The sequence below is a fragment of the Bradyrhizobium sp. Ce-3 genome, assembly GCF_022835695.1.
GTDB lineage: Bacteria > Pseudomonadota > Alphaproteobacteria > Rhizobiales > Xanthobacteraceae > Bradyrhizobium.
In genome coordinates, this window is the sequence record NZ_BQUV01000005.1 from 572,878 (window position 1) to 585,848 (window position 12,971).

The 12,971-nt window shown below is 66.3% G+C and carries 8 protein-coding genes and 1 riboswitch; of the genes, 2 read left to right on the forward strand and 6 right to left on the reverse strand.

The annotated features are described in order from the left end of the window. Positions 1-35 precede the first annotated feature (35 nt). From gcvP to gcvT, 3 genes are all read right to left on the reverse strand, one after another. On the reverse strand, positions 36-2,909 hold the full coding sequence (gcvP, locus tag BRSPCE3_RS20615) for an aminomethyl-transferring glycine dehydrogenase (RefSeq protein WP_244067903.1): 2,874 nt from the start codon (positions 2,907-2,909) through the stop codon (positions 36-38). A 156-nt stretch (positions 2,910-3,065) separates the two neighbouring features. Then, positions 3,066-3,431 (reverse strand): glycine cleavage system protein GcvH, encoded by a 366-nt coding sequence (gene gcvH / locus BRSPCE3_RS20620; RefSeq protein ID WP_244067904.1) that lies wholly within the window; start codon positions 3,429-3,431, stop codon positions 3,066-3,068. A gap of 19 nt (positions 3,432-3,450) precedes the next feature. After that, positions 3,451-4,596 carry a glycine cleavage system aminomethyltransferase GcvT gene (gcvT, locus tag BRSPCE3_RS20625; protein WP_244067905.1) on the reverse strand — a complete coding sequence of 382 codons (1,146 nt, stop codon included), beginning with the start codon at positions 4,594-4,596 and terminating at the stop codon, positions 3,451-3,453. Positions 4,597-4,735: 139 nt separating this feature from the next. Further along, positions 4,736-4,829: riboswitch (glycine riboswitch) on the reverse strand. A 202-nt stretch (positions 4,830-5,031) separates the two neighbouring features. Here gcvT and alaS point away from each other — a divergent pair. Beyond that, complete coding sequence (alaS, locus tag BRSPCE3_RS20630) at positions 5,032-7,707, forward strand: alanine--tRNA ligase (RefSeq protein WP_244067906.1); 2,676 nt, start codon at positions 5,032-5,034, stop codon at positions 7,705-7,707. Positions 7,708-7,718: 11 nt separating this feature from the next. Next, positions 7,719-8,969, forward strand: a complete 1,251-nt coding sequence (locus tag BRSPCE3_RS20635) for a cyclic nucleotide-gated ion channel (RefSeq protein ID WP_244067952.1) — start codon at positions 7,719-7,721, stop codon at positions 8,967-8,969. A gap of 2 nt (positions 8,970-8,971) precedes the next feature. On the opposite strand, the gene BRSPCE3_RS20640 is transcribed toward BRSPCE3_RS20635, so the two are convergent. The 3 genes from BRSPCE3_RS20640 to BRSPCE3_RS20650 all read right to left on the reverse strand — a co-directional run bounded on the left by BRSPCE3_RS20640 (position 8,972) and on the right by BRSPCE3_RS20650 (position 12,645). Continuing rightward, the gene (locus BRSPCE3_RS20640) at positions 8,972-9,472 is read right to left on the reverse strand and encodes a DUF3455 domain-containing protein (RefSeq protein ID WP_244067907.1); all 501 of its coding nucleotides are present in this window, start codon (positions 9,470-9,472) and stop codon (positions 8,972-8,974) included. Positions 9,473-9,510: 38 nt separating this feature from the next. Next, on the reverse strand, positions 9,511-10,725 hold the full coding sequence (locus tag BRSPCE3_RS20645) for an NADP-dependent isocitrate dehydrogenase (protein WP_244067908.1): 1,215 nt from the start codon (positions 10,723-10,725) through the stop codon (positions 9,511-9,513). A gap of 192 nt (positions 10,726-10,917) precedes the next feature. Continuing rightward, positions 10,918-12,645, reverse strand: a complete 1,728-nt coding sequence (locus tag BRSPCE3_RS20650) for a S9 family peptidase (RefSeq protein ID WP_244067909.1) — start codon at positions 12,643-12,645, stop codon at positions 10,918-10,920. Positions 12,646-12,971 lie beyond the last annotated feature (326 nt).

Consider the following 12,971-nt stretch of genomic DNA (forward strand, 5'->3'; position numbering starts at 1 on the left):
TATCGCTGCGCTCCACCCATCCTACGAGAGCCGCGTTACTCCGCCGCTTGCGCGTAATCCTCGATCGGCGGGCACGAGCACACCAGGTTGCGGTCGCCGTAGACATTGTCGACGCGGCCGACCGGGCTCCAGTATTTGTCGGACCGTGACACGCCGGCCGGGAAGCAGCCCTCGGCGCGGGTGTAGGCCCGGTTCCAGGCATCGTCGGCGATGTCGTGGACGGTGTGCGGCGCGTGGCGCAGCGGCGAGGCCTCGATCGTCCAGCGGCCGTTCTCGACCTCTGCGATCTCGCCCCGGATCGCGATCATCGCGTCGCAGAAGCGGTCGATCTCGAACTTCGATTCCGATTCCGTCGGCTCGATCATCAGCGTGCCCGCCACCGGGAAGCTCATGGTCGGCGCGTGGAAGCCGTAGTCGATCAAGCGTTTCGCGATATCGTCCACGGTGACGCCACTGGTCGTCTTCAGCGCCCGCGGGTCGACGATGCATTCATGCGCGACACGGCCCCGCTCGTTGCGATACAGCACCGGGAAGTGCGGCTGCAACCGTGCGGCGATGTAGTTGGCATTGAGGATCGCCACTTCAGTGGCGCGCGTCAGGCCTTCGCCGCCCATCATCAGAATGTAGATATAGGAGATGGTCAGGATCGATGCCGAGCCGAACGGCGCGGCCGACACCGGGCCGATGGCGTGCGCCGTCGCACCGTCGGTTGCGGGATGACCCGGGAGATAGGGCGCAAGATGCGCCTTGACGCCGATCGGGCCCATGCCGGGGCCGCCGCCGCCATGCGGGATGCAGAAGGTCTTGTGCAGATTGAGATGGCTGACATCGGCGCCGTAGTCGCCGGGCCGCGACAGCCCGACCTGCGCGTTCATGTTGGCGCCGTCGAGATAGACCTGTCCGCCATGGGCGTGCACGATGTCGCAGATCTCGCTGATATGCTCCTCGAACACGCCGTGGGTCGACGGATAGGTGATCATTACCGCGGCGAGATTTTGCGAATGCTTCTCCGCCTTGGCACGGAGATCACTGACGTCGACGTCGCCGCGCGCGTCGCACGCCACCACCACGACGTCCATGCCGACCATCGCAGCCGAGGCCGGATTGGTGCCGTGCGCGGAGGAGGGGATCAGGCACACCTTGCGGTGCGGCTCGCCGCGCGCGAGGTGATAGCCCCGGATCGCAAGCAGCCCGGCATATTCGCCCTGCGCGCCGGAATTCGGCTGCAGCGACACCGCGTCATAGCCGGTAATGTCGCACAGCCACTGCTCCAGCCGCTTGAACAGCGCGTGATAGCCCTTGGCCTGATCCGTGGGCGCGAACGGATGCAGATTGCCGAACGCCGGCCAGGTCAGCGGGATCATCTCGGTGGTTGCGTTGAGCTTCATGGTGCAGGAGCCGAGCGGGATCATCGCACGGTCGAGCGCGAGGTCGCGATCACTGAGCTTGCGCATGTAGCGCAAGAGTTCGGTCTCCGAGCGGTGGGTGTTGAACACCGGATGGGTGAGGAAGGCGCTGCTGCGCCGCAGCTCCTTCGGCAGCGCCTCGCGCGCGGCCGCCTCGATCTCGGCAAAGCTGAGCTTGCCGCCGAACACGCGCCACACCGCCTCGACGGTCTCCGGCGTCGTGGTCTCGTCGAGCGCGATGCCGAGCGTGGTTGCGCCGATGCGCAGGTTGATCCGCTCCGCCTGCGCGCGGGTGACGAGCTCGATCTGCTTCGCGCCTGCCTCGACGGTCACGGTGTCGAAGAAGGCCTCGCTGGTCGGGGTAAAGCCGAGCTTGCGCAGGCCGGCTGCGAGCACGGTGGCGCGGCGATGCACGCTGCGCGCGATGTGGGTCAGGCCCTCGGGGCCGTGATAGACCGCATACATCGAGGCGATCACGGCGAGCAGCACCTGCGCGGTGCAGATGTTGGAGGTGGCCTTCTCGCGGCGGATATGCTGCTCGCGGGTCTGCAGCGCGAGGCGATAGGCCGGTGCGCCACGCGAATCCACGGAAAGCCCGACGATGCGGCCGGGCAGCGAGCGCTTCAGTGTGTCGCGCACCGCCATGTAGGCGGCGTGCGGTCCGCCATAACCCATCGGCACGCCGAACCGCTGCGCCGAACCGATCGCGATGTCGGCGCCGAGCTCGCCGGGCGAGGTCAGCAGCGTCAGCGACAGCAGGTCCGCGGCCACGATCGCCAGCGCGCCCTTGGCGCGCAGCGCTGCGATTGCCGGCCGGAGGTCGCGCACCGCGCCCGTGGTGCCGGGATATTGCAACAGCGCGCCGAGCACGTCGGCCTTGTCGAGCTCGGTCAGGGGATCGCCGACGACGAGGGCCCAGCCCAAGGGTGCAGCGCGCGTGCGCATCACCGCCAGCGTCTGCGGATGAACCTCCTTGTCGACGAAGAACACCTTCGCCTTGACCTGCGAATGGCGCTCGGCGAGCGCCATCGCTTCCGCTGCCGCGGTTGCCTCGTCGAGCAGCGAGGCGTTGGCGACGTCGAGCCCTGTGAGGTCGCAGATCATGGTCTGGAAGTTGAACAGGGCTTCGAGCCGGCCCTGGCTGATCTCCGGCTGGTACGGCGTATAGGCGGTGTACCAGGCCGGGTTCTCCAGGATGTTGCGCTGGATCACCGCGGGCAGGATGGTGCCGGAATAGCCCTGGCCGATTAGCGAGGTGAACACCTGGTTCTGCGCGGCGAGCTCGCTCATATGTGCGAGCGTCTCGGTTTCGCTCAGCGCCCGGCCGAGATCGAGCGGCGCCTTCTGGCGGATCGACGCCGGCAGCGTCTCGTTCATCAGCGCCTGCAGGCTGGTGGCGCCGACCGTTTCCAGCATCGCGTTGACGTCGCGCGGCGACGGTCCGATGTGGCGGCGGACGAAATCGGTGGCGGCTTCGTTGATCGGCTTGAAGGGCGCGTTCATGGCGTGGTCCTCTTTATTCGCCGTCATACCCCGCGAAAGCGGGGTATCCAGTGCGCTGGGACATCAGCGATTGAGCTGAAGGCCCGCGGCGTACTGGATCGCCCGGTCAAGCCGGGCGATGACAGTGAGTGTATGGTCGCAATCTGCTTCATTCGCTCAGGCGGTGTGCGCGGCGTAGGCGGCTTCGTCCATCAGGCCGCCGAGCTCGCCCTTGTCGGCAATCCTGAGCTTGAAGAACCAGGCCTTGCCGCCTGCATCCGAATTGACCAGCGCGGGCTCGGCGGCGAGCGCCTCGTTGACCTCGACCACCTCGCCGGTGATCGGCGCGTAGACGTCGGAGGCGGCCTTGACGGATTCGACGACGGCTGCGGCCTCGGCCTTCTTCAGGCTGCGGCCGACCTTGGGCAGTTCGACGAACACGACGTCGCCGAGCTGCGACTGCGCATAGTCGGTGATCCCGATCGTGGCGACGTCGCCCTCGATACGGAGCCATTCGTGGTCGGACGTGTACAGCGTCGTCATGGGATCGATCCTTCAGCGTTTAGCGTTTGTAGGTATTGGGGACGAAGGGCGTGGCGGCGACCTTGAGCGGCAGCCGCTGGCCGCGCACTTCGGCGAAAACGGTGGTGCCGACCGCCGAAAGCGCGGTGGGCAGATAGCCCATCGCAACCGGTGCATTGAGGCTCGGGCCGAAGCCGCCCGAGGTGACCTTGCCGATTGGTTCGGCCGAAGTGGCATCTGCGAACAGAGCGGCGCCCTCGCGCACCGGCGCGCGGCCATCGGGCCTTAAACCCACGCGGCGGCGGGTGGCACCGTCAGCGAATTGCGCGAGAACCTTGTCGGCGCCAGGGAAACCGCCGGCGCGGGCGCCGCCGCCGCGGCGAACCTTCTGCACCGACCATTCCAGCGCGCCCTCGACCGGGGTGGTCGTGGTGTCGATATCGTGGCCGTAGAGGCAAAGCCCGGCCTCGAGCCGCAGGCTGTCGCGCGCGCCGAGCCCGATCGGCAGCACGTCGGGATTGTCCAGCAGCGCCGTGACCAGGGCTTCCGCCTTGCCCGCGGGCACGGAGATCTCGAAGCCGTCCTCGCCGGTGTAGCCGGAGCGCGAGACGAAGCAGTCGATGTCGGCGACGCGGCGCGGGCCGGCGTCCATGAATTTCATCGAACCGGCATCTGCACACAATTTCGCCAGCGCCTGCTCGGCTTTCGGCCCTTGCAATGCGATCAGCGCGCGGTCGGCCAGCGGGATGATCTCGCAGCTGTCGGAGAGATTCGCGCGCAGATGCGCCTCGTCCTCGGCCTTGCAGGCGGCGTTGACCACCAGGAACAAATGATCGCCGAAATTCGCCACCATCAGGTCGTCGAGCAGGCCGCCGTCGCTGTTGGTGAATTGCGCATAGCGCTGCCGCCCCGGTGCAATGCCGACGATGTCCTGCGGCATCAGCTTTTCCAGCGCGAGCGCCGCGTCGCCGACCTTGCCTGATTTGGCCCTCAGCACGAGCTGTCCCATGTGGGACACGTCGAACAGGCCCGCGCTGCCGCGGGTGTGCAGATGCTCCTTCAGCACGCCGGCGGTGTATTGCACCGGCATGTCGTAGCCGGCGAACGGCACCATCTTGGCGCCACGCGCCAGGTGCAGCGCGTGCAACGGGGTCTGTTTCAGCTGGGAGGTTTCGTGCGCAAGCATCACAGGGCCCTCGCGGTTCCCGCGGGGACCTATTTCCCCTTGAGAAACCTGCAGAAAGCCCCATCTGTCGCTGTGCCTGAGAGTATTATCCCGTCGGCGGACGCATCGGGGAGAACCCCAGCGCCTCTTTCCAGATGTCAGACGTCACGCGGTCCTTTTGCCTGAGAGTTTCCGGGGCGGTTGCTCCTTCGGCGCCGGCCCAAAGCGGGCCGGTCTCTCCCGACGTGACGGGGTAACAGGTAGGTAGAAAACACGGCGCCACCAGGACTGTCAACGCAGCTCTCGCTGCTATCCAATGGGCTTTGTGCTGCCGCGGCAAGCCCATGATCTGCCTGCACAGTTTCTGGACACCGCAGCTGGCAATGTCTAAAAGCGTTCGGCCGGAAAATGACGCCTTTTTGCGGCTGGCCGGCCCCTTTTTCCGATTGGATGAACATGAGCAGCGTCAACGACATCAGGTCGACATTTCTGAACTTCTTCAAGGAGAACGGCCACGAGATCGTGGCCTCGTCGCCGCTGGTTCCGCGCAACGACCCGACCCTGATGTTCACCAATGCCGGCATGGTGCAGTTCAAGAACGTCTTCACCGGCGTCGAAAAGCGTCCCTATCAGCGCGCCACGACGTCGCAGAAATGCGTGCGCGCCGGCGGCAAGCATAACGACCTCGACAATGTCGGCTACACCGCGCGCCATCTCACCTTCTTCGAGATGCTCGGCAACTTCTCGTTCGGCGATTACTTCAAGGAGCGCGCGATCGAGCTCGCCTGGAATCTGATCACCAAGGATTTCGGCCTGAAGAAGGACAAGTTGCTGGTCACCGTCTACCACACCGACGACGAGGCCGCCGGCTACTGGAAGAAGATCGCGGGCTTCTCGGACGATCGCATCATCCGCATTCCGACCTCGGACAATTTCTGGGCGATGGGCGACACCGGCCCGTGCGGTCCGTGCTCCGAGATCTTCATCGACCGCGGCGAGCACATCTGGGGCGGACCCCCTGGTAGCCCGGAGGAGGACGGCGATCGCTTCCTCGAATTCTGGAACCTGGTGTTCATGCAGTACGAGCAGGTGACGAGGGAGGAGCGCGTGGCGCTGCCGCGTCCCTCGATCGACACCGGCATGGGCCTGGAGCGCATGGCGGCCATCCTGCAGGGCGTCGAGAGCGTGTTCGAGACCGACCTGTTCCGCCATCTGATCGATGCGGCATCGTCGGCGCTCGGTCATGGACCGAACGCGCAGAACGTGGCGTCGTACCGGGTGATCGCGGATCATCTGCGCTCGTCCGCATTCTTGATTGCCGACGGCGTGCTGCCGTCGAACGAAGGCCGCGGCTACGTGCTGCGCCGGATCATGCGCCGCGCGATGCGCCATGCGCAGCTGTTGGGCGCCAGCGAGCCGCTGATGCATCGGCTGGTCTGGGCGCTGGTCCGCGAGATGGGCCAGGCCTATCCGGACCTGGTGCGCGCGGAGAAGCTGATCGAGGAGACGCTGCAGCTGGAAGAGACCCGCTTCCGCAAGACCCTTGTGCGGGGCCTGTCGATCCTCGACGAGAAGAGCGCCGGCCTCAAGAAGGGCGACATGTTCGACGGCGACACCGCGTTCACGCTGTACGACACCTATGGATTCCCGCTCGACCTGACCCAGGACGCGCTGAAGTCGCGCGGCATCAGCGTCGACCAGGCCTCGTTCACCGACGCGATGAACCGCCAGCGCGAGAAGGCGCGCGCATCCTGGGCCGGTTCGGGCGAGGCGGCGACCGAGACTGTCTGGTTCCCGCTGCGCGAGAAGCTCGGCGCGACGGAGTTTTTGGGCTACGAGACCGAGAGCGCCGAAGGCGTGGTGACGGCACTGGTCAAGGACGGCGCCGAGGTCGACGGCCTCAAGGCCGGCGAGAGCGGCGCGATCGTGCTGAACCAGACGCCGTTCTATGCGGAGTCCGGTGGTCAGGTCGGCGACGTCGGCGTGCTCACCGGCGAGGGCGTCAAGTTCCGCGTCACCGACATGCAGAAGAAGGCCGGCGACCTGTTCGTGCATGTCGGCACGGTGGAGCAGGGCAGCTTGAGCGTCGGCACCGCGCTGCAGCTCGAGGTCGACCACGCCAGGCGTTCGTCGATCCGCGCCAACCACTCGGCGACGCATCTGCTGCACGAGGCGCTGCGCCAGGTGCTCGGCGATCACATCGCGCAGCGCGGCTCGCTGGTCGCGCCCGATCGCCTGCGCTTCGATTTCGTGCATCCGAAGCCGATCACGCCCGAAGAGCTCGCCCGCGTCGAGGACATCGCCAACGACGTCGTACTCGAGAATGACGAGGTGACGACCCGCGTCATGGGCGTCGACGACGCCCGCGAAGCCGGCGCCCGCGCGCTGTTCGGCGAGAAATACGGCGACGAGGTTCGCGTCGTCTCGATGGGCAAGAGCGCCCGCGAGCACGGCCAGAACGCGCTCGGCTGGTCGGTCGAGCTCTGCGGCGGCACCCATGTCCGCCGCACCGGCGACATCGGCCTGATCTCGGTGACCAGCGAGAGTGCCGTGGCCTCCGGCGTCCGACGCATCGAGGCGCTGACCGGACGTCACGCGCGCAAGCATGCCAACGACACCATGGCGCTGGCGAAGACCGCGGCGGCCGAGCTGCGCACCACGATCGAGGACGTGCCGGCGCGCATTGCCGCCCTGATGGAAGAGCGCAAGAAGCTCGAGCGCGATTTGTCTGATGCCCGCAAGAAGCTCGCGATGGGCGGTGGCGGAGCCTCGTCGAACGGCGCGGCCTCCGGCGTCCGCGAGGTCGGCAACGTCAAGCTGCTGGCGCGCGCGGTCGAGGGCGTCGAGACCAAGGACCTCAAGAGCCTGGTCGACGACGGCAAGAAGCAGATCGGCTCCGGCGTGGTCGCCATCGTCGGCGTCACCGAGGACGGCAAGGCCGGCATCGTGGTCGGCGTCACCGCCGATCTGACCTCGCGCTTCAACGCGGTCGAGCTGGTGCGCAAGGGCTCCGAGGTGCTCGGCGGCAAGGGCGGCGGCGGCCGGCCCGACATGGCGCAGGCCGGTGGCCCCGACGGCGCCAAGGCCGATGCCGCGCTGTCGGCGATCGAACAAGCGATGGCCGGCGCCTGACGGAGAGGCTGATCGTGGCGACGGCTCCGCTCAAGCCCACGATCAGCGATCCCGGACTGCGCGACCGTCTCTACGAGCTGCTCGAACGCGATGATCTGCCGCACTCGGGCGGCTCGCGGTTTGCGGGCGTCATCGTCGCCATCATCGCCATCGACGTCCTGGCAGCGATCCTGGCCTCCGTGCCCGAGTTCGAGGTGCAGTTTGGCTGGCTGTTCACGGCGATCGAAATTGTCGCGGTGGTCGCCTTCGCACTCGAATATGCCGCGCGGCTGTGGAGCGTGGTCGGCCATTCGCTGCGCGACATGACGCCGGGGCGGGCACGGCTCGAATATGCCTGCTCCGCGCTCGGCGTGATCGACCTGCTCGCCTTCCTGCCGTCGGCCGTCGCGCTTGCGATCGGTGACAAGACCGCGCTGGTGCTGTTCGGCATGCTGCCGTTCCTGAAGTTGGTGCGCTATTCGACCGCGATGCGCTCGCTGCTGGCGGCGCTGCATGCCGAGCGGCGCACGCTGTTCGGCTGCGTGGTGATCCTGACCGGCGCGGTGCTGCTGTTCGCCGCGCTGCTCTATGCCATCGAGCACAAGGTGCAGCCGGACAAGTTCGGCACCATGCCGCAGGCGATGTGGTGGGCGATCGTGACGCTCGGCACCGTCGGCTATGGCGACGTCGTGCCGGTGACGCCGCTCGGGCGGATCGTCACCGTGGTTGCGATCGTAGTCGGATTTGCGATGATCGCGCTGCCGGTCGCGATCATCTCGACCGCCTTCGCCGACGAGGTCCGCCGCCGCGACTTCGTCGTGACCTGGGGCATGCTGGCGCGGGTGCCGTTGTTCTCGCATCTCAATGCCGCCGACATCGCCGACATCATGCGGCTGTTGCGGTCGCAGACCATCGAGGCCGGTGAGGTGCTGGTGCGCCGGGGCGATGCGGCCTCATCGATGTATTTCATCACCGCCGGCGAGGTCGAGATCGACCTGCCGAGCCAGCGGGTCCGGCTGGCCGACGGCGCGTTCTTCGGCGAGATCGCGCTGCTCCGGCGCACCAGCCGCTCCGGCACGGTGACGGCGACGCGCAAGACCAAGCTGCTGCTGCTCGACGCGCAGGATTTCCACGCCCTGATCGAGCGGATGCCGGCGCTCGCCGCGCATGTCCGGGAGACGGCGGAGGCGCGGCTCGCCGATCCGCTCACCGCCGGCGGCGACCTGGCCGCCGCAGAGATCACGCAGGCGCCGCGCGAGACCGACGGCGGCATCCGGGATTAGTGTCAGTCGCGGCGCAGGAACACGTAATCCGCCGAATAAGCGGCGCTCTTCAACGCGCCGGGCTTGTCGCAGGGGCCGCTGATCTCGCCGCCCGAGGTGTTGATCCGCTGCACGGTGGCGACGCTGGAGAGCAGGCCGTTGCCGCGGTGGGCAATCACCTCGAGCTTCAGCCAGGGGATGTCTGCGGCGGTGGTGCCGGGCGCGCTGCCAGCGGTGCGCGCGGTCACGGCGCTGCCGTCGACATGCTCCCAGTTCGGACCGGCATAGTGCCGGCCGACCGTGCGGCCGTCGGCGATCAGGGTGGCAACCGGTTCGCGGAACGACCAGGCAAGCTTGCCGTCGGTGACGGGCTTGCACTCGTAGACCTGTGCGCCTTCGGCATGGACTGTGAGGATGGGAGACTCGGCCGGCGCCGCGACGGCGTCGGGCAGCGGATCGGCGGCGAGCGCCGCCGAGCCGGTGAGCAACAAGGATGCGAGCGTCATCTGGCCGAGGAGGGTCATGATCACGCTCGCTGTTGTCGTTCGGGGAAACGGCGGCCTCAGGCCGCCATGGCCTTCGCGAGGTTGTCGGACACCTTGTCGAGGAATCCGGTGGTCGAGAGCCAGCGCTGGTCGGCGCCGACCAGGAGCGCGAGGTCCTTGGTCATGTAGCCCTCTTCGACGGTCGCGACGCAGACCTTCTCCAGGGTGGTGGCGAACTTCGCCAGCTCCGGATTGTTGTCCAGCTTGGCGCGGTGGGCGAGGCCACGGGTCCAGGCGAAGATCGACGCAATCGAGTTGGTCGAGGTCTCCTTGCCCTTCTGGTGCTCGCGATAGTGGCGGGTCACGGTGCCATGGGCGGCTTCGGCTTCCACCGTCTTGCCATCAGGGGTGAGCAGCACCGAGGTCATCAGGCCGAGCGAGCCGTAGCCCTGGGCCACGGTGTCGGACTGCACGTCGCCATCGTAGTTCTTACAGGCCCAGACATAGCCGCCGGACCATTTCAGTGCCGAGGCCACCATGTCGTCGATCAGGCGGTGCTCGTAGGTCAGGCCCTTGGCCTCGAATTCCTTCTTGAACTCGCGGTCATAGATGTCCTGGAAGATGTCCTTGAAGCGGCCGTCATAGACCTTGAGGATGGTGTTCTTGGTCGAGAGGTAGACCGGGTAGTTGCGCAGCAGGCCGTAGTTGAGCGAGGCGCGGGCGAAATCGATGATGGAGTCGTCGAGATTGTACATCTCCATCGCGACGCCGGCGCCGGGCGCCTTGAACACTTCCTTCTCGATGACGGTGCCGTCCTCGCCGACGAACTTCAGCGACAGCGTGCCCTTGCCGGGGAACTTGATGTCGGTGGCGCGGTACTGGTCGCCATAGGCGTGGCGGCCGATGATGATCGGCTTGGTCCAGCCGGGAACCAGGCGCGGCACGTTCTTGCAGATGATCGGCTCGCGGAAGATCACGCCGCCGAGGATGTTGCGGATGGTGCCGTTCGGCGACTTCCACATCTGCTTCAGGCCGAACTCCTTCACCCGGGCCTCGTCGGGGGTGATGGTGGCGCATTTGACGCCGACGCCGACCTTCTTGATGGCTTCGGCGGCGTCGATGGTCACCTGGTCATTGGTCTCATCGCGGTATTCCATGCCGAGATCGAAATACAGCAGTTCGACATCCAGGAACGGGTTGATCAGCTTGTCCTTGATGTACTGCCAGATGATCCGGGTCATCTCGTCGCCATCGAGCTCGACGACGGGGTTGGATACCTTGATTTTTGCCATGACGGGGAGGCCCTCTTGGGAACGGCGCGCTTTTGACGGCGGGGGTGGAATACGCCTGCGCTATAGCACCGCCCGGGGACGGGCGGAAGCGCACCGGTTATGCACTTTCAGCCCATCTTTTCACCGAGAACCGCCATTCTGACGGCGGCTCCCGATCCTTGTCCCGGACGGGTTTTCCCGGCCTGAACCCCTCTAGAATGGGACCTGCGTGGCGGTCCCGGCCACGATGTACCAGGTCACGAACAGGCCGGCGATCAGGGCCCCCGGCAGGCTCGATCCGGTCCGCCGCCAGGTGAAGGTCGCGATCACCGCGACGATCGCCAAGAGCGGCACGAACTGGATCGCGACGATGGTCGAGAGCGGCACGAAACCGGGGTCCGGGACCGGGTTGAACAGCTTACCCGTCAGCCACATCGTGCCGTATTGCAGCACCAGCAACACGATGAAACCGAAGGTCAGCGCCAGGATGTTGGTGAGGTACAGCGCACCGCGCGGCGCATCCATGGTCGAGAAATTCCGGTGCAGCACGTGCAGTGCCACCACGAAAAACGCCGTGAACGGAATCAGATAGATCAGGAAGATGAGGAATTGCTTCGCGCTCATCAACTTGAGTGCGACGATCCAGAATCTGAAGTCGATCTTGAAGACGAGGTCGGCGAGCCAGAGCGCGGCATAGCCCACCGCGACCGAGGCCAGCGCGATCACGACGGATTGACCGACGAGGCCGGCCCGGCTGGCGCCTTTCGGGGCGAACGACATCAGGGCCAGTGTGATCAGGCCGTTGATGATGGCCCAGACCAGGATCTGGTTGGTGATGCCCTGCGGCAGGAACGCGCTCGGGGTGACGAAGGTGCCGCCCAGCGCGAATGCCGGGTAGTAGGTCAGCGCCGGGATGAAGGCGGACAGGATGAACGCCGTGGTCCAGCGCCGGCCGCTCGCGGCCTGATGCGCCGGCATGGTGCCGTCGGCAACCGCCGGCAGCCGCAGGCGGGAGAACATCGGTGCCTCCAGCAGTCCGTCGAAGGTCCCGATCATCAGCGCCACGAAGCCGATCAGCGCGATCAGCGTGCCGACCTCCTTGCGGAACCAGATCTGGTCGTCGACCGGGCGCGGCGTTCCGCCCTTCAGCGTCTTGGCGAACCAGTCGAGGCTGTAGCCGATCGCTTCATGCGAGATGTGCTCGGCCGGGTGCGTCATCGCGGGGGTGTAGAGCACCCGCGCGGTGCCGTTGGCCGGATCGCCATAGACCTTGCCCGGCTCGACCGCGCCCTGGGTGCCGAACAGCGCCCAGAGCTTTGGGCTCGTGGTGACGCCGCGGGCCAGCTGGACGCCCCACATCAGGTCGGGGAATTCCTCATACTGGGCGAACACCAGCGCGGTGTTGCGCGGCCAGCTCGCGGTGCCCTCGGCTGCGAACGGCTTGCCGGTGGACGAGCCTTCGAGGACCATCGACTTGTAGTCGTTGGGCATCGCCGCCGCCGCTGCGAGCACGGTCCAGCCGCCCATCGAATGGCCCTCGAGCCCGATATTCTCCTTGTCGACGAAGGGCAGGCTGCGGAGATAGGCAAGGCCGTCAGGTCCGCCAAAGCCGTTGGCGAAGGAGGGCGGGTCGCTATAGCCGTGGCCGGTCTGGTCGAGCGCCAGCACGACATAGCCGCGGCGGGCGAACTCGATGGCGAAGCCGTCCTGGGTCTCGCGCGAATTGATGTAGCCGTGAACGGCGAGGATGCCAGGCGCCGGAATCTGCGCCGTGGCGTTCGGCGGGATGTAGAGCAGGGCGCTCATGGTGTTGCCCTTGGCGCCCTTGAACCTGACATCCTCGATCCGGATGCCGCCTGCGGTCTGCGTGAGGTGGGCGAGCAAGCCCCCCGCCACGATCAAGACCAAACCCACAATCGCCAGCGTCCATCTGCCCCGCATCGTCGTCTCCCCCAAAAGTGCTTCGACCCAAAGTGCTTCGGCCCAAAGTGCCTCGCCGTTCAACCGGCGTCTCAAGCGTGCCTTTACAGCTTCGCTTTGGTTGTGGTTGATAGCCTATCCGAAGGCGAAGCGCGCGCAAGCCGCAGGCCTCGCGTTGTGCGATCGGGATTCCGATTGAGGATTCGCAATCGCCGCTAACCCTGTTATCTGCTTGGAGAAATTGGCCTCGCGCAAAACCGGTGCAAAGCTGGTTGCGCGGGCCTGGATGAGACTTTGAATCAGCCGCTTCGGAAGCTGATTCAAAATCTTCAGATGTTGAATCAGAA

What these genes read in the sequence shown, in the direction of transcription:
- BRSPCE3_RS20650 (WP_244067909.1), bottom strand. Translation starts at nt 12,645, where the DNA reads ATGCGGGGCAGATGGACGCTGGCGATTGTGGGTTTGGTCTTGATCGTG.
- BRSPCE3_RS20645 (WP_244067908.1), bottom strand. Translation starts at nt 10,725, where the DNA reads ATGGCAAAAATCAAGGTATCCAACCCCGTCGTCGAGCTCGATGGCGAC.
- gcvT (WP_244067905.1), bottom strand. Translation starts at nt 4,596, where the DNA reads ATGCTTGCGCACGAAACCTCCCAGCTGAAACAGACCCCGTTGCACGCG.
- BRSPCE3_RS20640 (WP_244067907.1), bottom strand. Translation starts at nt 9,472, where the DNA reads ATGACCCTCCTCGGCCAGATGACGCTCGCATCCTTGTTGCTCACCGGC.
- alaS (WP_244067906.1), top strand. Translation starts at nt 5,032, where the DNA reads ATGAGCAGCGTCAACGACATCAGGTCGACATTTCTGAACTTCTTCAAG.
- gcvP (WP_244067903.1), bottom strand. Translation starts at nt 2,909, where the DNA reads ATGAACGCGCCCTTCAAGCCGATCAACGAAGCCGCCACCGATTTCGTC.
- gcvH (WP_244067904.1), bottom strand. Translation starts at nt 3,431, where the DNA reads ATGACGACGCTGTACACGTCCGACCACGAATGGCTCCGTATCGAGGGC.